Below are 20,553 nucleotides of genomic sequence, written 5' to 3'. Positions count from 1 at the left end.
CAGTCGACGTACTGCCTGAGTTCCTCGGTGTCGAGTTCGATGCCCACGGGGTCGGGGAGCACGACCTTGCCCCCGAACCGCACCACGTGGATGTCCCGGTACCCGTCCTGCGGGTCCGGATCGCTGTGGACGAGGAGGGACAGGTGCTCCCGGTCGATCAGCAGGTGGACCGGGATGCCCGCCTCCGCGTAGGCCCGGGGCTTCTCGATCCGGTCCCGCTCGTGGGTCTCCGCGTCGCAGGACGTGATCTCCACCGCCATGAGCACCCCGTGCGGGTCCGCCCAGTCCCCCTGGCCCACGAAGTGGTCGACGGGGGCCAGCACCCCGTCGGGGCGGGCACGGCCCCTGCGGTACGCCTCGACCTTGATGCCCTGGAGCGGGTTGAGGTCCAACTCGGGGCGGGCTCGCGTGCATTGCCGGATCAGCCACATGGTGATCGCGCCGTGGTTGCCGTTGATCACTTTCCTGAGCCCGATCCGTCCGTCGATGAACTCGAACCTGACGGTCTCGTCCTCGTGCTCCGCGAACTCGGCGATCCGCTGGAACATCGCCACCGACAACGTCAAGGTGCCTCCCTTCGCAGGCAGGCACCAGCTTGACGAGTGACCGGCCCACGACCGGGCCGTTCTCCTGGGCGTCAGCCCATCGGGTGATCAGCCGATCTCGACCCGCAGGTCCTCCAGGCCGCGGATCACGAAGTTCGGCTTTCGTTGCGGGTCCACGGCCGGGCGCAGGGTCGGCGCCTGTTCCAGGAGGGCTGTCATCGAGGCCGCCAGTTCGATGCGGGCCAGCGGGGCGCCGATGCAGTAGTGGATGCCCGCGCTGAAGGAGATGTGCGGGTTCTCCGTGCGGGTCAGGTCCAGGCGCTCCGGGTCGGTGAAGACGGCCGGGTCGTGGTTGGCGGAGCCGAAGAGCATGGCGATCTCCGCGCCGCGCGGGATCGTGGTGCCGTCGATCTCGATGTCGTCCAGGACCCAGCGCTCGAAGAGCTGGAGCGGGGTGTCGTAGCGCATCAGCTCCTCGATCGCGGACGGGATCAGGGAGTGGTCGGCGCGCAGGGCCGCCAGCTGGGCCGGGTTGCGGAACAGCGCCCACCAGCCGTTGACCGTGGAGTTCACCGTGGCCTCGTGCCCGGCGTTGAGCAGCAGGACCGCCGTCGAGATCATCTCCTGCTCGGTGAGCCGGTCGTCCTCGTCGTGCGCCGCGATCAGCCCGGAGATCAGGTCGTCGCCGGGCTCCTTGCGGCGGGCCGCGATCAGTTCCCGCAGGTAGTCGGAGAACTCCACCGACGCCCGGACCGCCTTCGCCGCCGTCTCCTCGGACGGGTTCAGCTCGTACATCCCGCAGATGTCCGCCGACCAGGGCCGCAGCGGCCCGCGGTCGGCCTCCGGGATGCCGAGCATCTCCGCGATCACGGCGACCGGCAGCGGCTCGGCGACCTCCGTCAGCAGATCGCCGCCGCCCCGCTCGACCAGCCCGGCCACCAGCTCGCCCGCGAGGTCGCGCACGTACGGCCGCAGCCGCTCGACCGTGCGCGGGGTGAACGCCTTCGACACCAGGCGCCGGATGCGGGTGTGGTCCGGCGGCTCCAGGTCGAGCATGCCGTGGTCGTTGAGCGTGTGGAACGGCTCGTGCTCCGGCGGCGGCGCGCTGCGCCCGAACTCCTCGTGGGTGAACCGGTGCTGGTACGTCCGCCCGAGCCGGCGGTCGCGCAGCAGCGCGGAGACGTCGGCGTGGTGCGGCACCAGCCACTGGTTCGTGGGCTCGAACCAGTGCACCCGGCCCCGGGCGCGCAGTTCGGCGTAGGCGGGGTACGGGTCGGCGAGGAACGCCGGGTCCCAGGGATCGAAACCGAGGTCGGAAGGAGCTGCCATGAACGGACGGTAGACCGCCGTCCCCCCTTCTGACCAGGGTTGCAGGCGGTGCCCCTACGCGGCGCCGAAGTCCGGGAGGGTCACCGTGCCGTCGTCGGCGAGCGGGAAGGACGGGTTGTGCGCGACCTCCCACGGGTGCCCGTCGGGGTCCGTGAAGACCCCCGAGTAGAAGCCGACGACGTTGACGGCGGCCGGCTTGGTGACCGTCCCGCCCGCGTCCGGCACGGCCGCGAGCAGGGCGTCGACCTCGGCCCGCGAGCGGACGTTGTGCGCGAGGACGATGCCCCCGAACCCGCCGGGCTCCCCCGGTTCCAGGCCGCAGTCCCGGGCCAGTTTCTCCCGGCTCCACAGCACCAGTCCGAGGCCGCCCGCCTGGAAGAAGACGGTCTCCTCGACCTCCTGCCCCCGCCAGCCCAGCGCCGCGTAGAACGCCTTGGAACGGGCGAGGTCACAGACGCCCAGCGTGATCAGGGTGATGCGCTGCTCCATGGGGTCACCGTAGCCCCGCCGCACGACGGTCTCAGCCCGGCGTGACCAGCCGGGCCTCGTACGCGAACACCGCCGCCTGCGTCCGGTCGCGCAGCCCGAGCTTGACCAGGATGCGGCTGACGTGGGTCTTGATCGTGGACTCGGCGACCACGAGCCGCTCGGCGATCTCGGAGTTCGACAGGCCCTGCGCGATCAGCACCAGCACCTCCGTCTCCCGCTCGGTCAGCTCCCCGTACGCGGCGTGCGCGGACGACATCGCGCGCGGGGCGTCGGACAGCTTGGAGAACTCGGTGATCAGCCGCCGGGTGACCGACGGGGCGAGCAGCGCCTCCCCGGCGGCCACCACCCGCACCCCGTCGGCGAGCTGGCGCGCGGAGGCGTCCTTCAGCAGGAAGCCCGACGCCCCGGCCCGCAGCGCCTGGTACACGTACTCGTCGAGGTCGAACGTGGTCAGGACCAGTACCTTCGCCGCCCCGTCGGCGGCGACGATCTCACGGGTCGCCTCGATGCCGTTCAGCTCGGGCATGCGGATGTCCATCAGCACGATGTCCGGCGCCAGTTCGCGGACCCGTTCCACCGCCTCGCGGCCGTTGACGGCCTCCCCGACGACCTCGATGTCCGGCATCGCGTTCAGCAGGACCGAGAAGCCCTCACGGACCATCATCTGGTCGTCGGCGATCAGTACCCGGATGGTCATGCGCTGTCCTCCGCGGCCGCCTCGACGGGCAGGAACACCGCCACCTCGTAGCCGCCGTCGTCCGTCGCGGCGGCCGTCATCCGCCCGTCGAGCATGGAGACCCGCTCCCGCATGCCGGTGATGCCGTGCCCGGCGCCCGGCGACGGTTTCACCAGGGCCGGCGCGGGCGGCGGGCCGTTGACTATGCGCAGGCCGAGCCCGCCGAGGACGTAGCCGACCTCGACGTGGGCGCTCGCGCCGGGCGCGTGCCGCAGGCTGTTGCTCAGCGCCTCCTGCACGATCCGGTACGCGGACAGCTCCACGCCGGGCGGCAGGTCGCGGACCGCGCCGGTCACCGTCTTGCGCACGTCGAGCCCGGCCTCCCGCACATTGGCGAGGAGGGCGTCCAGGTCGGCGAGGGTGGGCTGCGGGGCGTCCGGCGCCTCGTAGTCCTCGGCGCGGACCACACCGAGGATGCGGCGCAGCTCGGTGAGGGCGGCCACCGCGTTCTCCCGGATGGTGGCGAAGGCGCGCTCCAGCTCCTCGGGCGGGTTCTCCACCCGGTAGGGCGCGGCCTCCGCCTGGATGGCGACCACCGACATGTGGTGGGCGACCACGTCGTGCAGTTCGCGGGCGATGGTGGTGCGCTCCTCCAGCAGGGTGCGCCGGGACCGCTCCTGCGCGGTGACCGTCTGCTGGGCGCTCACCTCCTGCTGCGCGGCCTGGCGGACGTGCCGCAGGGACACCACGAGCAGGGCGAACGCGGACGTCACCAGCATCGGGGCGCCGTTGGAGTAGTAGTACGACCCTCCGATGACGCCGTCCGAGAGGACGACGTACACGGCGGTGACGACCCACATCCAGACGGCGGTACGGGGCCGGGTGCGCAGCGCCACCACGACCAGCACGGTGAGGTGGCAGAGGAACGCGCCGGGCATCCACGGCCAGTCCGAGTCGCCGCCGTTGAGGGCGGCGGTCACCGGCGTGATCGCGAGGGACAGCCAGAACGCGCCGATGGGCCGGGTCAGCGTGGTGACGATGGGCAGCGCGCACAGCAGACCGGTCAGCAGGGCCCTGCCGTCCCCGCCGGGCACGCTGCCGGACAGGGCGCCGATCAGCAGGGTGAACAGCGCGATCCCGGCGACCACCGCGTGCGGGAGGCGTTCGGCGGGAGTACGCATCCGGGCGGGCAGCCGGCGCAGGAACGGGCCGTCGGTGCCCCGGGGCGGCAGCGGTCGGTAGGCGAACGGGTCGCGGAACAGGTCCTCGCGCAGTCCCTGCAGCGAGTTGCGGGCCAGCCGGTACTCCGGGCTGCGCTGCTTGCCCGCGTCGCCCGGCGGCGGGGGCGGCATCTGGGTCGTCTCGGTCACGTACAGCACCGTAGGGGCAGGGCGGGGGTCCGGTCGTCCCCATGGAGGGGGGTTCTCCCGCGTACATCTCAGGTACTACGGGGAGCGCCGCAGGTCGCGGGGGGTGCGGCCGGGGCGGCGGGCGACGGCCCGCCCGCTCACCACGCCAGCTGGGCGATCTCCTCGGCGACGACCGCGCAGGCGTCCGCGGAGGGGTCGATCAGCGGGAAGTGACCGACGTCCTCCAGCAGGGTCAGCCCGGCCACCTCGCCGGCCTTCGCCGCCGCGTCCGCGTACGCCTCGGCGACGGCCTGCGGGACCACGATGTCGGTACGGCCCTGGACCAGCGTCGTCGCGATGCCGGTGGGCAGCAGCAGCGCCGGATCGGCGTACGGCTGCCGCTCGGCGTACTCCGGTCCGCTGCCGAGGAGCTGGCGTACGGCGCCGCCGCACACGTCCAGCTTGTCGGCGACGGTGAGGTCGGCGATCGGCGCGAGCGCCACGACCCCGCGCAGGGGCGGGGGCCCGTCGGTGCGCCAGGCGGAGCCGGCGGGCAGGACGTGCCGGGCGGCCGCCCAGAGCGCCAGGTGCCCTCCGGCGGAGTGCCCGGCGAGCACCATCCGGCGCGGGTCGGCCTGCGGCAGCGCCTGACCGGCCAGCGCGGGCAGCGCGTCCAGGGCGGCGGCGACGTCGTCGAAGGTGTCCGGCCAGCGCCCGGCGTCCGTGTCGGACCCGTCCGCGCCCCGCCGGTACTCCACGTTCGCCACGGCGAAGCCGCGCCGGGCCAGGAAGCCCGCGAACGGGGTGAGGTGCCGCCGGTCGTAGGGGGCCCGCCAGGCGCCGCCGTGCAGCAGGACGACCAGGGGTGCCGGCCCGGCGGGCACGTCGGTGCCGCGCGGCGCGTAGAAGTCGACGACCTGGTCGGGGTGGGGCCCGTAGGAGGCGGTGGCGTCGGGTTCGACGGGCGGGTGCGAGAAGGCCGACTCCTCCTCGGCGGCGTCCCGGGCAGCGGCGACGTCGTCCGGCATGCTCCAACCTCTCAGCGATCAAACGGATTTGGACGGAAGCGGGGGTGACGGACCAGGGGGCACCCCGGCCGTTGGCGGGGACGGTATCAGGCGGATGACGTGCGCGAACACACGCATGTCACGCACGGTGAGGGTCAAACGGTCCTGTGGTGCCGTTACGCTGGCCGCGCGGCAGGCACCGCGTCCGCCGTGTGCACCAAGGAGACCGAAATGTCCGCCGAACCCGGCACCGTCCGTCCCGGAGGGCGTACCGCCCGTGTCCGCGCGGCCGTGCTGCGGGCCACCGGGGACGTGCTCGCGGAACACGGGTTCCACGGCCTCGACCTCGCCGACGTCGCCCGCCGCGCGGAGGTCGGCAGGACGACCGTGTACCGGCGCTGGGGCTCGGTGACCGGACTGGTCACGGACCTGCTCGCGGAGATGGCCGAGGAGTCCTCGCCCCGCGAGGAGACCGGAACCGCGCTGGGCGACCTGCGGGCCAACGCCACGCTCGTACGGCGCACCCTGTCCGACCCCCGGCAGGGGCCCCTGTTCCGCGCGGTCATCGCGGCGGCGGCCTGCGACGACCGCACGGCGGCGGCCCTGCGCCGGTTCTACGAGGCACGCATCGCCGAGTGGGCGCCCTGCGTCGAACAGGCCGTCGCACGCGGGGAGTTCCCCGCCGGCACCGACGCGCGGGCGGTCGTACGGGCGGTGTCGGCACCCCTCTACTACGGGCTGCTGACGACCGGGACGGCCCCGGACGCCCCCGCCGCGGACCGCGCCGCACGCGCCGCGCACGCCGCCGCCGCGGCAGGGGTGTTCGTGGCCTGACCCGCTCTAAGACGTGTCCGCCCTAGCGACCCAGCACGTCCGCCAGGACGCGGGCCGCCCGCTCGGTGTCCGCGAAGGACACGTACAGCGGGGTGAAGCCGAAGCGCAGCACGTCCGGGTGGCGGAAGTCGCCGACCACGCCCCGCGCGATCAGCTCCCTCATCACGTCCCCGGCGTCCGCGCAGCGCAGCGCCACCTGGCTGCCGCGCTCGGCGTGCGCGGCCGGCGTCACCGGCTCCACCCGCCCGGCGGGCGCGTACGCCTCGACGCACTCCAGGAAGAAGTCCGTCAGCGCCAGCGACTTGGCCCGCACCGCCTCCACCGGCACCCCGTCCCACACGTCCAGGGCCGCCTCCAGGGCGAGCATGGACAGGATGTCGGGCGTGCCGACCCGGCCGCGCGGGGCGCCGGGGGCGGCGGTGAAGTCCCGGTGCATGCCGAAGGGTTCGGCGTGCGAGTTCCACCCCGGCAGCGGCGAGTCGAACCGGTCCTGCAGACCGTGGCGCACATACAGGTACGCCGGTGAACCCGGGCCGCCGTTCAGGTACTTGTAGGTGCAGCCGACCGCCAGGTCCACGCCGTGCTCGTCGAGCCCGACCGGCAGCGCGCCCGCGCTGTGGCACAGGTCCCACACGGACACCGCGCCCGCCGCGCGCACGGCGGCCGTGAGCGACGGCAGGTCGTGCAGCCGCCCGGTGCGGTAGTCGACGTGGTTGAGCAGCACGGCGGCCGTGCGGTCGCCCAGCGCGTCCGGCACCTCGGCGGGCGTCACGGGCCGCAGCGTACGGCCGGTCATCCGGGCCGCCGACTCGGCGATGTACCCGTCGGTGGGGAACGTGGTGGCGTCGACGAGGATCTCGTCGCGGCCGTCCCCGGCGATCCGCACGGCGGCCACCAGTGCCTTGAACACGTTGACGCTGGTGGAGTCGCCGACGACGATCTGCCCGGGCGCCGCGCCGACCAGCGGGGCGATCCGGTCGCCGATCCGCTCCGGCGCGGTCCACCAGCCGCTCTCGTCCCAGGAGCGGATGCGCAGTTCGCCCCACTGCCGGCGCACGACGTCCTCGACCCGGCCGGGGACGTGCGCGGGCAGGGCGCCCAGCGAGTTGCCGTCGAGGTAGACGACGTCGTCCAGGACGAACTCCGCGCGCTTGGCGGCGAGTTCGTCGGCGGCGTCCAGCTTCTCGGCCCGCGCGGCGAGCTCGGCCGGCTCGGGCATCGGCTCAGACATGGGACCTCGCCGTCCACAGCTCCGGGAAGACGTTCTTCTGGGCGCGCTTCTCCAGCCAGGCCACCCCGGCCGAGCCGCCGGTGCCGGCCTTGGCGCCCATCGCGCGGCGGGTGGCGACCAGGTGGTCGTTGCGCCAGCGCCACACCAGTTCGGCGACGTCCGTGAGCGCCTCGCCCAGACGGGTGAGCTCGGCGTTCTGGTCGCCGGTGTAGATCTCCGTCCACACCGCCTCGACGGCCTCCGAGGGCTCGTAACGGCGGGTGACGTCCCGCGTGAGCACCGACTCGGGGATCGCGTGGCCGCGCCGGGCGAGGAAGCGCAGCACCTCGTCGTACAGGCTCGGCTCGTGCAGGGCCTTCTCCAGCTCGGCGTGGACGCGCGGGGCGCCGCGGTGCGGGACCAGCATCGACGCCGACTTCTCGCCGAGCAGGAACTCCAGCCGGCGGTACATCGCGGACTGGAAGCCGGAGCCCTCGCCGAGGGCGCTGCGGTACGAGTTGAACTGGGCCGGCGTGAGCTGTCCGAGCGGCGTCCAGGAGGCGTTCAGGGCCTCCAGCTCCCGCACGGACCGCTTCAGGGCGTCGACCGCCACACCGGGGCGGTCCTCGCGCAGCGCGCGGGCCGCGGTCTCCCACTCGTGGACGATGACGGTGAACCACAGCTCCATGACCTGGGTCGTGACCAGGAAGACCATCTCTCCGGGATCGTCGGAGAGGGTGTGCTGCAGGTGGGTGAGGACGTCCGCCTTGACGTAGTCCTCGTACGGTGTCGTACCCGCGAAGTCGAGATTCGGGGTCTCGGGCTCCTGAGTCCCCGCGGTGGTGTCCGCGGACCGATGAGCCTGCTGGGACATCGCTGTCTCCTGTGTAACTCCGGGTAGCGGTCCGCCCTGCCGTTATCGGCAAAGGGGCCCCGGTCCCCACCGGCATCCTCAGCCATGTCCCCGGAACCTCGCAAGGCCCGCCCGGTCACACCGGACGGGCCTCACCGGGACGCCTGGAACCGCTAGCCCAGGGTCTGGGCCGCGGTCGGCGAGGAGTCCTTCAGGAACTGCGAGCAGCGCTCGTACTCCTCCTGCTCGCCGATCGACCCGGCGGCCCGGGCGAGGGCGTGCAGGGCCCGCAGGAAGCCCCGGTTCGGCTCGTGCTCCCACGGCACGGGCCCGTGGCCCTTCCAGCCGTTGCGGCGCAGCGCGTCCAGGCCGCGGTGGTAGCCGGTCCGGGCGTAGGCGTACGACTCGACGACGCTGCCCCGCTCGAACGCCTCGTCGGCGAGCTGGGCCCAGGCCAGGGAGGAGGTCGGGTACCGGGCGGCGACGTCCGAGGGCGCGGTACCGCTCGCGAGCGCCTCGCGGGGCTCCGGGTCGTCGGGCAGATGGGTCGGGGGCGGACCCCCGAGCAGGTTCTCGTGAATGGCCATGGTCCAAGTGTCGTCCATCCACCCACCCCGACCCCACGCAGCCCGTCCGGCGCTTGAGGACGAGGCCCGTCCAGGGCCGAAGCGGGGGTCCGGGGGCGGCAGCCCCCGGGGACGGGACGGGTAGGGGCGGCGGGGGCGAGAAACCCCCGGCCCGAGCCCCACCCACCGGGCCGCCGCCCTAGTCCCCCAGCCCCGCCTCGGGCCGCCAGCCCCGCCCTAGTCCCCCAGCCTCGCCTTGCTCCCCTGCCCCTCCAGCGGCGGCGTCACCACGGAAGCGTGCCGCAGGCACTCCGGCTTACGGCACCCCGCGGGCAGCGACCGCACCGTCGCGAACGCGACCACCGCCCCCACCACCAGCACCCCCGCACAGATCGGCATGGCCCGCCGGAACGCGGCGTCGAACGCGGACGCCGACCGGTACGCGTCCTCGCTCATCCCCGCGAGCAGCGGCAACGCGGCCACCGCGATCAGCCCCGCCGCCCGCGCCGCCGCGTTGTTGATCCCGCTGGCCAGCCCCGCCCGGGCGGTGTCGACGGACCCGAGGACGGTCGCCGTCAGCGGGGCGACCAGCGTGACCATGCCGGTGCCCAGCACCAGCAGCGCGGGCAGCACGTCGGACACGTACGCGGCGTCCGGCCCGACCCGCAGCATCAGCAGCATCCCGGCCGCGCACACCAGCGGCCCCACGGTCAGCGGCACCCGCGGCCCGATCCGGTCCGCGAGGGCACCGGACCGCGCCGAGAACAGCAGCATCAGCCCGGTCGTCGGCAGCAGCGCCGCGCCGGCCGCGAGCGCCGAGTACCCGGCGACCACCTGGAGCTGGAGCGCGGCCAGGAAGAAGAAGCCGCCGAAGGCCGCGTACACGCACAGCGTGACCAGGTTGACGGCCGTGAACTGCCGGGAGCGGAAGATGCCGGGCGGCATCATCGGATCGCTCCGGTGCCGCTCGACCCGGACGAAGGCGAACCCGGCGCCGACGCCCGCCACCGCCGCCACCTCGACGGTCGCCGACCCCGTCGGCGCCTCGATCAGCGCGTACGTCACCAGGGCCAGGGCCAGCGCGCCCAGGGCGGCCCCGAGCACGTCGAAGCGGCCGTGCCGGGTCTCGTCGCCCGACTCGGGGACGTGCCGTACGGCGATCGGCGCGCACACCAGCGCCACCGGCACGTTCAGCAGGAAGACCCAGCGCCAGCCCGGCCCGTCGACCAGCCAGCCGCCCACGAAGGGCCCGACGGCCGCCCCGATCCCCCCGAACCCGGACCACAGGCCGACCGCGCGGGCCCGGTCGTCGGGGTGGAAGGACGCCTGGATCAGCGCCAGCGACCCCGGGGTCAGCAGCGCCCCGCCGATCCCCTGCAGGGCGCGGGCCGCGATCAGCACCTCGACGCCGGGCGCGAGCCCGCACAGCAGCGAGGCCGCCGCGAACCACACCACGCCCACGACGAAGACGCGGCGCCGCCCGTACCGGTCGCCGAGGGAGCCGCCGAGCAGGATGAGCCCGGCCAGCGTCAGCATGTAGGCGTTGACGGTCCACTGGAGGGCGGCGAGGTCGGCGTCGAGGTCGCGGCCGATGCGCGGCAGGGCGACGTTGACGACGGTGGAGTCCAGCATCGCCATGCTGGAGCCGAGGACGGTGGTGAGCAGGATCCACCGGCCCTGCGAGGAGGCCAGCCGCACATCGGGCATGTCCCCAGGTATACAGCGAGCCCGGCGCCAAGGGCAGGCGCCGGGCTCGCGGGTCCCCCTCGGGGGACGGGAACTACTTGATCTTCGTACCGGCGGAGCGCAGGTGCGTGCAGGCCTCGGTGACGCGCGCGGCCATGGACGCCTCGGCGAGCTTGCCCCAGGTGCGCGGGTCGTAGGTCTTCTTGTTGCCGACCTCGCCGTCGACCTTCAGGACGCCGTCGTAGTTGCGGAACATGTGGTCCGCGACCGGACGGGTGAACGCGTACTGGGTGTCGGTGTCGATGTTCATCTTGACGACGCCGTTCTCCAGCGCGGTCGCGATCTCCTGCTCGGTGGAGCCGGAGCCGCCGTGGAAGACGAAGTCGAACGGCTGGGAGCCGGCCGGCTTGCCGTACTTGGCGGCGATGCCCTCGTTGAGCTCCTTCAGCAGCTCGGGACGGAGGACGACGTTGCCCGGCTTGTACACGCCGTGGACGTTGCCGAAGGACGCGGCGAGCAGGTAGCGGCCCTTCTCACCGAGACCGAGGGCCTCGGCGGTGCGGATCGCGTCGTCGACCGTGGTGTAGAGGGAGTCGTTGATCTCGTGGGAGACGCCGTCCTCCTCGCCACCGGTCGGGGTGATCTCGACCTCGAGGATGATCTTGGCGGCGCGGGCGCGCTCCAGCAGCTCCTGCGCGATGGCGAGGTTGTCGGCGAGGGTCTCCGCCGAGCCGTCCCACATGTGCGACTGGAACAGCGGGTTCTCACCGCGCGCGACGCGCTCCTCGGACACCGCGAGCAGCGGGCGGACGTACCCGTCGAGCTTGTCCTTCGGGCAGTGGTCGGTGTGCAGCGCGACGGTGATGTCGTACTTCTTGGCGACGATGTGCGCGAACTCGGCCAGGGCGACGGCGCCGGTGACCATGTCCTTGTTGTGCTGACCGCCCAGGAACTCGGCACCACCCGTGGAGATCTGGATGATGCCGTCGCTCTCCGCCTCCGCGAAGCCGCGCAGGGCCGCGTGCAGGGTCTGGGAGGAGGTCACGTTGATGGCCGGGTAGGCGAACTTGCCTGCCTTCGCCCGGTCGAGCATCTCGTTGTAGACCTCGGGGGTTGCGATGGGCATCTGTCCGCTCCTTGGAGTGTGCGGGTCGGCGTACTGCGTACGGCGTTCTTCTTGGCCCTGACCTAGACCTTGGGGGGGTGTGACGTCGTCGTCGGCGCCCATCTTTCCAGACGAACCCGGATGGTCCGAGCGTCTGTCACCAGCCGAGACGGACCCGGCCGGCGAGGGGGGTCAGTCCAGGCCGAGCTCGTCCTTGGAGTACGCGTACACGTACGGCACTTGGGCGCCCTCGCGGATCTTCTCGGCGGCGCCGGTGGCCCGGTCGACGATGGTCGCGACACCGACGACCTCGGCGCCCGCCTCGCGCACGGCCTCGACGGCGGTGAGCGGTGAACCGCCGGTGGTGGAGGTGTCCTCGACGACGAGCACGCGGCGGCCGGCGATCTCCGGGCCCTCGACGCGGCGCTGGAGGCCGTGCGCCTTGGCGGCCTTGCGGACGACGAACGCGTCGAGCCTGCGGCCGCGCGCGGCGGCGGCGTGCAGCATGGCGGCGGCGACCGGGTCGGCGCCCATGGTCAGCCCGCCGACGGCGTCGAACTCCAGGTCGGCGGTCAGGTCGAGCAGCACCTGCCCGACCAGCGGGGCGGCCTCGCCGTCGAGGGTGATGCGCCGCAGGTCGACGTAGTAGTCGGCTTCGAGGCCCGACGACAGGGTCACCTTGCCGTGCACCACGGCCTTGTCCTTGATCTGCTGCAGCAGCGCCGCGCGAACGTCAGTCATGCCGCCAGCTTAAAGGCGCCGCCAGCTCCAGACGGTCGTGGCCTCCAGTGGCTCCAGGGGCGTGACCAGGCGCGGGAGGGTATTGAGGCCGTCGGGCGGTCCCGTCTGCGGTTCGACGCAGACGGCGGGCTCCTGCTCGTCGTAGACGACGACCCACTCCTCGCGGCTGGTCACCTTCAGCTCCAGGCGCTCCGGCCAGGTGAGGGTGACGTCGACGCCGCCGGGCATCCCGAAGCAGTCGTCCCAGGGGCCGGGCCGCGGCTCGATCCGGTTGCCGGTCGGCAGGTGGTCGTCGCCGCGCTCCTCCTGCCAGGCCGGGGTGAAGTCGAGCCGCACGTCCTCGCCGCCGTCGCCGAGGTTCCGGTTGAACCAGGGGTGCCAGCCGATCTGCGCGGGGAAGGACGCGTCGTATGTCTCCACGGACATGGTCAGGGTGAGGCTGTCCGGGGTGAGCGCGACGACCTGGGTGACCCGGCCCGGGTAGGGCCACGGCTCGACGAGGTCGTAGGTGAGGACGGTCTCGGCGCCGGTGTGCCGGGCGACCTTCCAGGCGCCGTCGCGGGCCGTGCCGTGGATGGCGTGGGGCGGCGCGTTGAGCGGCATCTGCCGTACCTCGGCGCCGTCGCGGAAGCGGCCGTCGCGGATGCGCCCGCACCAGGGCACCATCGGGAAGCAGCCGAACCGCTCCCCCTGCCGCAGCAGTTCCGTCCCGCCGACGCGCAGCCCCCCGACCCGTCCGCCGTTGCCCGGCAGGACGTCCACCTCCGCGTCGCCCGCGGTCAGCGTGATCTGTTCGGTACCCACAGGACGACCCTACCGGGGGCGATCAAGACCGCCCCGCCGGTCAGCGGCGGCGGCGCAGCATCCGGCCGGCCACGATCGCCGAGGCCAGGACGACCGCGGCGGCCGGGGCGGCCCAGCGCAGCGCCGAGTTGGGCGCGAGGGACTGGGGCGGCGGCACCGGCGCGTACCGGCCGCGCGGCGGGGCGTGGTCGACCTCCTCCGCGCTGCGCCCGATCATCGTGCGCCGGGCGTGCGCGGCCTCCGCGACGGGCGCTTCCCCGTCGGCCCCCTCGTCCTCGTCGTCTTCTTCCGGTTCCGTGTCCGTGTCGGCCTCCGGGTCGAGCGCCGGGGGCGGCACCTCGGTGTCGAAGACGGACGCCGGCTCGGGCACCGGCGGGTCGTCCGCGTCCGGTGTCGTCTCGAAGTCGCTGGTCACACGCGGCTCGAACTCGCCCGGCGCCAGCGCCTCCTCGACCCCTTCCGCGGCGGCCTCCGGCCCGGCGGACTCCGCCGCCACCGCGCCGAGCCGCTCGGCGAACCGGTTCAGCAGACGGGTGACGGCCGCGTGCACGGCGTCGGCCTCGAACTCGGTGATCCGCCCGTCGGCCAAGGCGCCGCCCTCGACGGCGAGCGTCGTGCCGCCGTCGGCGTCCCGCGCGCGCAGGGTGAGCGCGAGCTTCACGGAACCGCTGCCGCGCGCCTCGGTCGCGTCGCCCTCCACGGCGTACGCACCGTCGTCCCGCGCGGTGACGCGCACGGCACCCCGGTAGGTGATGGTGTGCCCGCCGACGCGCAGCTTCAGGCGCCCCGCGACGGGTTCGGCACCGGCGTCCTGCTGGAGCCCGGGGACCGCGCGGGCGACCCGCACGGGGTCGGCCAGCACCTCCCTGAGCCGCTCGGCCGCGACCGGAACGAACACCTCATGCTCCATGCCGATCGAGCCTACCCAGCATGGCGTGAACCGCACCCACACAATCCCCGGATTCGGCGGCCGGATGCCCGCGGGCGCCGCTCAGTAGCGCGGATGCACGAGCGTCGACGGCGGCAGCCCCCCGATCCGGGACGCCTCGGCCGCCCGCACCCCCGCCGCGAGGCCCGCGCGGGCGAGCGCGCCCGTCCCGGCCCGCATCGGCGGCGGGCCGTCCCTGCCGGCCAGCACGAACCCCCAGTCGTCCGGCGCCCGCGCCGGTCCCGCCGCCGGGTCGCGGACCGCGAGGGAGTACGGGGTGGTCCGCAGCCCGGCGGCGCGCAGGGTGGCCTCGACGGTCCACAGGACACGGGGGTCCGGGGTGAGGGACCCGGCGTGCACGGCGAGCCGCCCGTGCGGGGCGAGGGCGCGGCGGGCGAGGCCGTAGAACTCCTGCGAGTACAGCTTGGCGCTGTCCGTCACCCCGGGGTCGGGCAGATCGGACACGATCACGTCGTACGAGCCCGGCGGCACCGACCGCAGCAGACGGAAGGCGTCGGAGTCCCGCACCCGGACGCGGGCGTCGCCGTGGACGTACCCGTTGAGCCGGGCCAGCGGCGGGTCCTCGCGGGCCAGGCGGACCACCTCGGGGTCGGACTCGACGATGTCGACCCGGCGCACGCCCGGATGGCGCAGCACCTCGCGGGCGGCCAACCCGTCGCCGCCGCCGAGGATCAGCACGCGCGCGTGCCCGCCGTTCATCGCGGGGTGCACCAGCGCCTGGTGGTACCGGCCCTCGTCGCGGCCGCTGACCCGGAGCCGCCCGTCGAGGAACAGGTCGAGGGGCCGGCCGCCGGTGCCGCCGGTGATGACGACCTCCTGGGTGCCGGTCCGCACGGCCACCCGCACGTCCTGCCCGTACACCGCGTGCCGCGCGGCCCGCTCGAAGTCGTCGACGAGGACGGCGGCCACGGCGAGGACGGCGAGCACCGCGAGGTTGACGGCGAGGAGGACCCGGCGGGCCCGGGGGCCGAGGTCGGCGCGGAACACCCCGAGGACGAGTGCCGCGCCCACGACCGCGTTGACCCCGCCGGTGATCAGGGCCGACGTCAACTGCCCGAGCAGCGGCAGCAGGAGGAAGGGGAAGGCGAGGCCGCCGACGAGCGCGCCGACGTAGTCCGCCGCGAACAGGTCGGCGACCGCGCCGCCCGCGTCCTGGCGGCGGATGCGCTGGATCAGTTCCATCAGCAGCGGGACCTCGGCACCGATGAGCAGCCCGATGACGAGCGAGAAGGCGACGAGGAGGACGCGGGGCGCGTGCGCCCAGGGGCCGCCCCAGTCGCCGGTCCAGGCGAACACGGCGTACAGGGCGAGGGCGCTGCACCCGCCGACCAGGGCGAGGACCGCCTCGATGGCGCCGAACCCGGCTGCGGCCCGGGGCCGCAGCCGTTTGGCGCCGAGCGAGCCGATGCCCATGGCGAAGACCATGACGGACAGGACGACGGACGCCTGGGTGACCGAGTCCCCGATCAAGTACGAGGCGAGCGCTACGAGTTCGAGTTCGTACACGAGTCCGCAGGCCGCGCAGACGAAGACGCCCGCGAGGACCAGGAACCGCCCGGTGTCCGGCCGGACCGGCAGCCGCGCCCGGCCACCCCAGGGGGGCGTCGTGCCGGGCGGCGCAGGCGCGTGCGGTTCGATCACGTTGCCGACGGTACGTTACGCCTGGGGCACGCTTCGTCACCCACACGTGTGGAATCGGCGGCTCCGGGGGCGCCGGTGGTTTATCCGGCGAGGACGGCGGACGGGCGCAGCCGGCTCGCCGTGGGCCGGCCGGGGCCCGCCGGGACGCGCACCCCGACCCGGGTCCGGGTCGCCACCAACTGGCCGTCCTGCGGGTAGGCGTGCCAGGTCCGCCAGTGCACCTGCCCCTCGTGGCGGCGGGCCAGCATCGCGGTGAAGGCGTACGGGCTGCCGGGGAACACGCCGGCCAGGCCGTGCGGGTGGTCGGCCACCAGCGCCAGCAACTCCTGGGCGCGGCCCGCGAACTGGCCCGGCGACAGCACCTCGACGCGGGCGGCGAACTCGTACTCCCAGTCGCCCGCGCGCTTGGCGACTCCGAGCGGGAGGGGGGTGCTGCTGCCGGCGATACAGGCCACCGTCTCCGAACAGCGCCCCCGCTCCTCCTCGACGAGGACCTGGTGGGAGGCGCCGAGCAACCTCAACTGCAGGCTGGTCCCGTCGAGTTCCAGGTCGAGCGTGGCCAGTGCGGGCAGCGGCTCCCGCCCCAGGGTCCAGGCCAGGTCGGCGGCGCGCGTGTCGCTGTAGGCGGTGTTCAGGGTCGTGAGCATGGATGGGCTCCGCTTGGCACGCAGGAGGAAGGTGGGGTGCCGGCCGTCGTCGCACTGCCGGCACCGGGACGTCGGCCCCGTCAGCCCTGTCGGCGGTCAGATGGGTGTCCGTGGGACGTCCGAGGGGCTGCGTAGGTGAACTTCACTGAATCATGAACTGTGTCGGCGACACAGCGTTTTTACCCAAGTTCGTAGGGTTTCCATCCCTCAGAGGGCTTATCAGCTCAACTGTTCAACTCCGGCGTGCGCCTGTACGAGGGGCGCACGCGCCGGAGCTCTTCGCCGGGAGACGGAGAGCGGGGCCGGTCCAGGCACCGGCCCCGCTCCCGTGGTGGATGCGGCTCCCCCTGCTGGGTGGAGCTCAGCTGCCCCGTGTCAGCTGCCCCCGCCACCGCATCCGCCCCCTCCGCCGCACGACGACCCGCCTCCGCAGGACGAGCCGCTGGAACAGGAGGAGCTGCTCGAGCACGACGACGAGGAGGAACTCCCGCAGGACGACCCGGTGTCCCCGCCGCCGACCCACCAGCTGTTGTGGTGGCTGCTGCTGCTGTCACTGCTGCCGCTGCTGCTGCTGCGGCTGTACGAGGTGCGCCGGTTCGAGCCGCGCCCCCGCCCGCGCGCCCGGCTCGCCGACCGTCGCGCGGCGTTGCGCGCGATGGACACGAAGACCAGGACGAACACCACCGCGACCAGCACCACGACAAGTCCTGTGACCATGGCGTCGGCCTCCTTCCGTTCCCCCGAGACGGACCCGGACATCCCCCCGTGGGCGCCGCCGCTCGGTGCGTGCGGGGGAGATGCCCGGGGCGCTCGCGCGCCAAAGCAGAGTTGAGGAACTTCAGAGGATCGGCCGCCGGCGAGAGGTCAGGTTCCGAGGTGGGCCCCGTCGCCCGTGCCGAGGAGAGGGCCGGCGAGCCGGCGTTCGACGGCACTGGGGAGGGACCAGAGTTCCGCGCGCCGCTTCCGGTCCGCCGCGCCCTGCCGTTCGGCGCGGTGGATGCCCGGCACGGCGAGCGCGAGGGCGGCCAGGGACACGACGAGTCCGGCGCCGAGGAACGCACCGGCGAGCAGGGCGCCGTCCGCGAGGGCGAACGGCAGCGCGAACCCGAGGCAGAGCGCGCCGAGACCGCCGAGGACGGCGACCGTCCACCACAGCGGGGTGAGCGGGTGCTCGTCCCGCAGATGGCCGACGAGCTGCCGGTCGGTGGGGCGGCGGCGCGGGTGCTCCCCGGCGGCGGCGAACAGCTCGGCCCGCCCGCGCAGCGCCCACACGGCGTGCGTGCCGGCCCAGCCGAGGGGCAGCACGAACAGCGTCACCAGCACGAGGACGACCTGGACCGCGCGGGGCACCGCCACCCAGCCGGCGGCGCCCGCGACCACGGACGCGAGTGCGGCCACCACGAGCACGCCACCGACCACGCTCACGACCACCAGCCACCGCCGGCCCGCACGCACCCGGGCACTCAACGGAAACTCGACCGCGTCCAATGCCCTCTCCCCTCCACGACCGCAGGCACTCTACGCACCGCGCCAGGCCCGGGGTACTGGTCGCCCATGGATGAGGTCGAAGTGGTCGTCGCCCATTCCGAGCGCGCGACTCTGCGCGTCGGCGGCATGTTCCTGAAGGTGGACGCCGATCAGGCGCGCCTCGGCATCGAGGCCGAGGCGATGTCGCTCGCGCCGGTCCCGACCCCGGAGGTCCTGTGGCGCAAGCCGTCCGTGCTCGCGACCGCCGCGCTCCCGGGCACGACGCTCGGGCGCCTCGGCGGGCCGGCGACCGGCTCGCCGGCGGCGTGGGCCGCGGCGGGCGCCGCCATCCGGAGGCTGCACGACGCGCCGCTGCCGCCCTGGACCGGCCGGGCCGGCCGGAGCGTCGACGCGTTGCGGAAGGAGCTCGCCGACGAGTGCGAGGCGCTCGTGACGAACGGCGTCCTGCCGGCCGGTCTGGTCACCCGCAACCGCCGCGTCGCCGAGGCCGCGCTGCGGCCGTGGACCCCGGCGTTCACGCACGGCGACCTGCAGATCGCGCACGTCTTCGTCGACGGCGACGAGGTCACCGGCATCATCGACTGGTCCGAGGCGGGCCGGGGAGATCCCCTGTACGACCTGGCCACCTTCGTACTCGGACACGAGGAGCACCTCGACGACGTCGTCACCGGCTACGGCACCGACATCGACCTCGACGTGATCCACGCCTGGTCGTCGTTGCGCAGCCTGCTGGCGGTTCGCCCGCTGATCGAGCAGGGCTTCGACCCCTTCGCGCCGGGCTGTGAGGTCGACGTGCTGAGATCCCGGATGTGAGGCTGGCCCCGGGACAACAGACAAGCATCCGCGTCAGAACGGTGGAGACATGAACGCCAGGCCCCTGCTGAACCGCCGGCTCGCCGAGTTCGGGACGACGATCTTCGCGGAGATGTCGGCGCTGGCCCTGAGCACCGGGTCCATCAACCTCGGGCAGGGCTTCCCCGACACCGACGGGCCCGAGGAGGTCCGGGAGGCGGCCGTACGGGCGCTGCGCGACGGGCGGGGCAACCAGTATCCGCCGGGCCCCGGCGTCCCCGAGCTGCGCGCGGCCGTCGTCGCGCACCAGCAGCGCCGCTACGGCCTGACGTACGACCCCGACACCGAGGTCCTGGTCACCGCGGGCGCCACGGAGGCCATCGCGGCGGCCCTGCTCGCGCTGGTGGAGCCCGGCGACGAGGTGGTCGCCCTCGAGCCCTACTACGACTCCTACGCGGCCTGCATCGCCATGGCGGGCGGGACCCGGGTGCCGGTCACCCTGCGCCCGCACGACGGCGCGTTCCGCCTGGACCTGGACGAGCTACGGGCCGCCGTCACGGACCGCACCCGCCTCCTTCTCCTCAACACCCCGCACAACCCGACCGGCACGGTCCTCACCCGCGCCGAGCTGGCGGCGGTCGCCGAACTGGCCGTCGAGCGGGACCTGCTCGTCGTGACCGACGAGGTGTACGAGCACCTGGTCTTCGACGACGCCGAGCACATCCCGCTCGCCTCGTTCCCCGGCATGCGGGAGCGCACGGTGACGATCAGCTCGGCGGGCAAGACGTACTCGTTCACGGGCTGGAAGGTCGGCTGGGTGACGGCCTCCCCCGCCCTGGTCACGGCCGTCCGCTCGGCCAAGCAGTACCTGACGTACGTGTCGGCGGGCCCGTTCCAGTACGCGGTGGCCGAGGCGCTGTCGCTCCCGGACTCCTACTTCGACCACTTCCGCGCGGACATGCTCGCCAAGCGGAACATCCTGGCCACCGGCCTGGAGGAGGCGGGCCTCACGGTCTACCGGCCCGCCGGCACGTACTTCATCACCGCCGACATCCGCCCCCTCGGCGAGTCCGACGGCATCGCGTTCTGCCGCACCCTGCCGGAGCGGGCCGGGGTGGTCGCCATCCCGACGGCGGTCTTCTACGACCACCGCGAGGAGGGCGCCCCCTATGTCAGGTTCGCGTTCTGCAAGCAGGCTGCGGTCCTGGCGGAGGCGACCGCCCGCCTGAAGACCCTGTCGGTCTGAGGGCGGTCGGACCTACGACCGGCCGTCCGACTCGGGCTCAGGACGCGGCAGCTCGTCGAGGTCGAGCGTGAAGGTACGGCCGTCGGCCAGGGGGATCGGAAGCTTGCCCGTGCCGTACTTGTGCGTGTGTGCCGCGATGTAACCGGTGCCGGTCGGCTGGGTGTGCAGGACGACCTCCTGGGCGTAGGGGTCCACCACCAGATAGATCGGGATGCCGTACCGCCCGTACTTCGCCGTGCAGTCGTCGTAGTCCTTGCGCGCGGAGGAGGTCGAGACGACCTCGGCGATCAGCAGAACGTCCTCGAAGCTGTAGCGCTTGCCCTCCTTGCGGGCGTCCTCGCGCAGGATCGCCAGATCGGGGGCGGAGTTCTCGTCGGCGGGAAAGTCGATGTAGACGTCGGAGGTGACCTTCGCATGACGGCCCAGTGCGGCAGCCGAGTCGATCTGCATCGACCGGATGGTGCTTGAGTGCTCTTCGCTCTGCGGGGTCATGATCACCTTTCCGTCAGCCCCGAACAGGACCGTGTAACCCTTGGGGAACTCGGTGTGCACGATCGCGTCGACGCTCATGGACGGCTCCTTCCCGTGTGTGGTCA

Annotated in this window: 21 protein-coding genes and 1 pseudogene; 4 read left to right on the top strand and 18 right to left on the bottom strand. The window is 73.5% G+C overall.

Features of this window, described 5'->3' with window-relative positions:
- Positions 1-2 precede the first annotated feature (2 nt).
- The 6 genes and pseudogenes from F8R89_RS19145 to F8R89_RS19120 form a co-directional block, all read right to left on the bottom strand.
- Positions 3-548 (bottom strand): annotated as a pseudogene (locus F8R89_RS19145) (Uma2 family endonuclease); the annotation flags it as partial.
- Between the two features lie 105 nt (positions 549-653).
- Positions 654-1,874 (bottom strand): cytochrome P450, encoded by a 1,221-nt coding sequence (locus tag F8R89_RS19140; protein WP_151785113.1) that lies wholly within the window; start codon positions 1,872-1,874, stop codon positions 654-656.
- A 54-nt stretch (positions 1,875-1,928) separates the two neighbouring features.
- Positions 1,929-2,363, bottom strand: a complete 435-nt coding sequence (locus F8R89_RS19135) for a VOC family protein (protein WP_151785112.1) — start codon at positions 2,361-2,363, stop codon at positions 1,929-1,931.
- Between the two features lie 31 nt (positions 2,364-2,394).
- A complete protein-coding gene (locus F8R89_RS19130) occupies positions 2,395-3,060 on the bottom strand; it encodes a response regulator (RefSeq protein WP_151785111.1) in 666 nt (221 codons plus the stop codon).
- Positions 3,057-4,409, bottom strand: a complete 1,353-nt coding sequence (locus tag F8R89_RS19125) for a sensor histidine kinase (protein WP_413251260.1) — start codon at positions 4,407-4,409, stop codon at positions 3,057-3,059. Before F8R89_RS19125 ends, F8R89_RS19130 begins: the two co-directional genes overlap by 4 nt.
- Positions 4,410-4,546: 137 nt before the next feature.
- Positions 4,547-5,416 carry an alpha/beta hydrolase gene (locus F8R89_RS19120; RefSeq protein WP_151785110.1) on the bottom strand — a complete coding sequence of 290 codons (870 nt, stop codon included), beginning with the start codon at positions 5,414-5,416 and terminating at the stop codon, positions 4,547-4,549.
- A gap of 210 nt (positions 5,417-5,626) precedes the next feature.
- Between F8R89_RS19120 and F8R89_RS19115 the strand changes: the two genes are divergently transcribed.
- Entirely contained in the window at positions 5,627-6,229 is a 603-nt protein-coding gene (locus F8R89_RS19115; protein ID WP_151785109.1) for a TetR/AcrR family transcriptional regulator, read from the top strand.
- Between the two features lie 22 nt (positions 6,230-6,251).
- Here F8R89_RS19115 and kynU read toward each other — a convergent pair whose 3' ends face one another.
- From kynU to F8R89_RS19065, 10 genes are all read right to left on the bottom strand, one after another.
- Complete coding sequence (gene kynU / locus F8R89_RS19110; protein WP_151785108.1) at positions 6,252-7,460, bottom strand: kynureninase; 1,209 nt, start codon at positions 7,458-7,460, stop codon at positions 6,252-6,254.
- Positions 7,453-8,313: a tryptophan 2,3-dioxygenase family protein gene (locus F8R89_RS19105; protein WP_151785107.1), complete on the bottom strand. Its 861-nt coding sequence runs from the start codon at positions 8,311-8,313 to the stop codon at positions 7,453-7,455. The genes kynU and F8R89_RS19105 overlap by 8 nt, the downstream gene beginning before the upstream one ends.
- Positions 8,314-8,465: 152 nt before the next feature.
- Positions 8,466-8,879 (bottom strand): DUF3151 domain-containing protein, encoded by a 414-nt coding sequence (locus F8R89_RS19100; protein ID WP_151785106.1) that lies wholly within the window; start codon positions 8,877-8,879, stop codon positions 8,466-8,468.
- Positions 8,880-9,095: 216 nt separating this feature from the next.
- A complete protein-coding gene (locus tag F8R89_RS19095) occupies positions 9,096-10,565 on the bottom strand; it encodes an MFS transporter (protein ID WP_151785105.1) in 1,470 nt (489 codons plus the stop codon).
- Positions 10,566-10,638: 73 nt separating this feature from the next.
- Positions 10,639-11,670, bottom strand: a complete 1,032-nt coding sequence (gene fbaA / locus F8R89_RS19090) for a class II fructose-bisphosphate aldolase (RefSeq protein ID WP_151785104.1) — start codon at positions 11,668-11,670, stop codon at positions 10,639-10,641.
- A gap of 171 nt (positions 11,671-11,841) precedes the next feature.
- Positions 11,842-12,390, bottom strand: a complete 549-nt coding sequence (pyrE, locus tag F8R89_RS19085; protein WP_151785103.1) for an orotate phosphoribosyltransferase — start codon at positions 12,388-12,390, stop codon at positions 11,842-11,844.
- Between the two features lie 9 nt (positions 12,391-12,399).
- Positions 12,400-13,194, bottom strand: a complete 795-nt coding sequence (locus F8R89_RS19080; RefSeq protein WP_151785102.1) for an aldose 1-epimerase — start codon at positions 13,192-13,194, stop codon at positions 12,400-12,402.
- A 40-nt stretch (positions 13,195-13,234) separates the two neighbouring features.
- On the bottom strand, positions 13,235-14,104 hold the full coding sequence (locus tag F8R89_RS19075) for an SRPBCC domain-containing protein (protein WP_151785101.1): 870 nt from the start codon (positions 14,102-14,104) through the stop codon (positions 13,235-13,237).
- Between the two features lie 81 nt (positions 14,105-14,185).
- Positions 14,186-15,784, bottom strand: coding sequence for a polyamine aminopropyltransferase (locus F8R89_RS19070; protein ID WP_151785100.1), 1,599 nt, complete (start codon positions 15,782-15,784; stop codon positions 14,186-14,188).
- 80 nt (positions 15,785-15,864) lie between these two features.
- Positions 15,865-16,431: a DUF2617 family protein gene (locus F8R89_RS19065; RefSeq protein WP_151785099.1), complete on the bottom strand. Its 567-nt coding sequence runs from the start codon at positions 16,429-16,431 to the stop codon at positions 15,865-15,867.
- Between the two features lie 331 nt (positions 16,432-16,762).
- Here F8R89_RS19065 and F8R89_RS36230 point away from each other — a divergent pair, with 331 nt between their 5' ends.
- Positions 16,763-17,263 carry a hypothetical protein gene (locus F8R89_RS36230; protein WP_192806170.1) on the top strand — a complete coding sequence of 167 codons (501 nt, stop codon included), beginning with the start codon at positions 16,763-16,765 and terminating at the stop codon, positions 17,261-17,263.
- A 32-nt stretch (positions 17,264-17,295) separates the two neighbouring features.
- Here the strand turns inward: F8R89_RS36230 and F8R89_RS19055 are convergent, their stop codons facing one another.
- The gene (locus tag F8R89_RS19055; protein ID WP_151785097.1) at positions 17,296-17,856 is read right to left on the bottom strand and encodes a hypothetical protein; all 561 of its coding nucleotides are present in this window, start codon (positions 17,854-17,856) and stop codon (positions 17,296-17,298) included.
- Positions 17,857-17,985: 129 nt separating this feature from the next.
- On the opposite strand from F8R89_RS19055, the gene F8R89_RS19050 reads away from it, so the two are divergent.
- Both F8R89_RS19050 and F8R89_RS19045 read left to right on the top strand, forming a co-directional pair.
- Positions 17,986-18,732: a phosphotransferase gene (locus F8R89_RS19050; protein ID WP_151785096.1), complete on the top strand. Its 747-nt coding sequence runs from the start codon at positions 17,986-17,988 to the stop codon at positions 18,730-18,732.
- A 49-nt stretch (positions 18,733-18,781) separates the two neighbouring features.
- Positions 18,782-19,957 carry a pyridoxal phosphate-dependent aminotransferase gene (locus F8R89_RS19045; RefSeq protein WP_151785095.1) on the top strand — a complete coding sequence of 392 codons (1,176 nt, stop codon included), beginning with the start codon at positions 18,782-18,784 and terminating at the stop codon, positions 19,955-19,957.
- Positions 19,958-19,969: 12 nt separating this feature from the next.
- On the opposite strand, the gene F8R89_RS19040 is transcribed toward F8R89_RS19045, so the two are convergent.
- Entirely contained in the window at positions 19,970-20,527 is a 558-nt protein-coding gene (locus F8R89_RS19040) for a Uma2 family endonuclease (RefSeq protein ID WP_151785094.1), read from the bottom strand.
- Between the last annotated feature and the right edge of the window lie 26 nt (positions 20,528-20,553).

Origin of the sequence: Streptomyces sp. SS1-1 (assembly GCF_008973465.1) — a bacterium.
Lineage (GTDB): Bacteria > Actinomycetota > Actinomycetes > Streptomycetales > Streptomycetaceae > Streptomyces.
This window is presented reverse-complemented; position numbering and strand designations above follow the sequence as displayed.

Coding starts and splice junctions, on each gene's coding strand:
- F8R89_RS19140 (WP_151785113.1), bottom strand. CDS start 1,874: ATGGCAGCTCCTTCCGACCTCGGTTTCGATCCCTGGGACCCGGCGTTC.
- F8R89_RS19135 (WP_151785112.1), bottom strand. CDS start 2,363: ATGGAGCAGCGCATCACCCTGATCACGCTGGGCGTCTGTGACCTCGCC.
- F8R89_RS19130 (WP_151785111.1), bottom strand. CDS start 3,060: ATGACCATCCGGGTACTGATCGCCGACGACCAGATGATGGTCCGTGAG.
- F8R89_RS19120 (WP_151785110.1), bottom strand. CDS start 5,416: ATGCCGGACGACGTCGCCGCTGCCCGGGACGCCGCCGAGGAGGAGTCG.
- F8R89_RS19115 (WP_151785109.1), top strand. CDS start 5,627: ATGTCCGCCGAACCCGGCACCGTCCGTCCCGGAGGGCGTACCGCCCGT.
- kynU (WP_151785108.1), bottom strand. CDS start 7,460: ATGTCTGAGCCGATGCCCGAGCCGGCCGAGCTCGCCGCGCGGGCCGAG.
- F8R89_RS19105 (WP_151785107.1), bottom strand. CDS start 8,313: ATGTCCCAGCAGGCTCATCGGTCCGCGGACACCACCGCGGGGACTCAG.
- F8R89_RS19100 (WP_151785106.1), bottom strand. CDS start 8,879: ATGGCCATTCACGAGAACCTGCTCGGGGGTCCGCCCCCGACCCATCTG.
- F8R89_RS19095 (WP_151785105.1), bottom strand. CDS start 10,565: ATGCCCGATGTGCGGCTGGCCTCCTCGCAGGGCCGGTGGATCCTGCTC.
- fbaA (WP_151785104.1), bottom strand. CDS start 11,670: ATGCCCATCGCAACCCCCGAGGTCTACAACGAGATGCTCGACCGGGCG.
- pyrE (WP_151785103.1), bottom strand. CDS start 12,390: ATGACTGACGTTCGCGCGGCGCTGCTGCAGCAGATCAAGGACAAGGCC.
- F8R89_RS19075 (WP_151785101.1), bottom strand. CDS start 14,104: ATGGAGCATGAGGTGTTCGTTCCGGTCGCGGCCGAGCGGCTCAGGGAG.
- F8R89_RS19065 (WP_151785099.1), bottom strand. CDS start 16,431: ATGCTCACGACCCTGAACACCGCCTACAGCGACACGCGCGCCGCCGAC.
- F8R89_RS19050 (WP_151785096.1), top strand. CDS start 17,986: ATGGATGAGGTCGAAGTGGTCGTCGCCCATTCCGAGCGCGCGACTCTG.
- F8R89_RS19045 (WP_151785095.1), top strand. CDS start 18,782: ATGAACGCCAGGCCCCTGCTGAACCGCCGGCTCGCCGAGTTCGGGACG.
- F8R89_RS19040 (WP_151785094.1), bottom strand. CDS start 20,527: ATGAGCGTCGACGCGATCGTGCACACCGAGTTCCCCAAGGGTTACACG.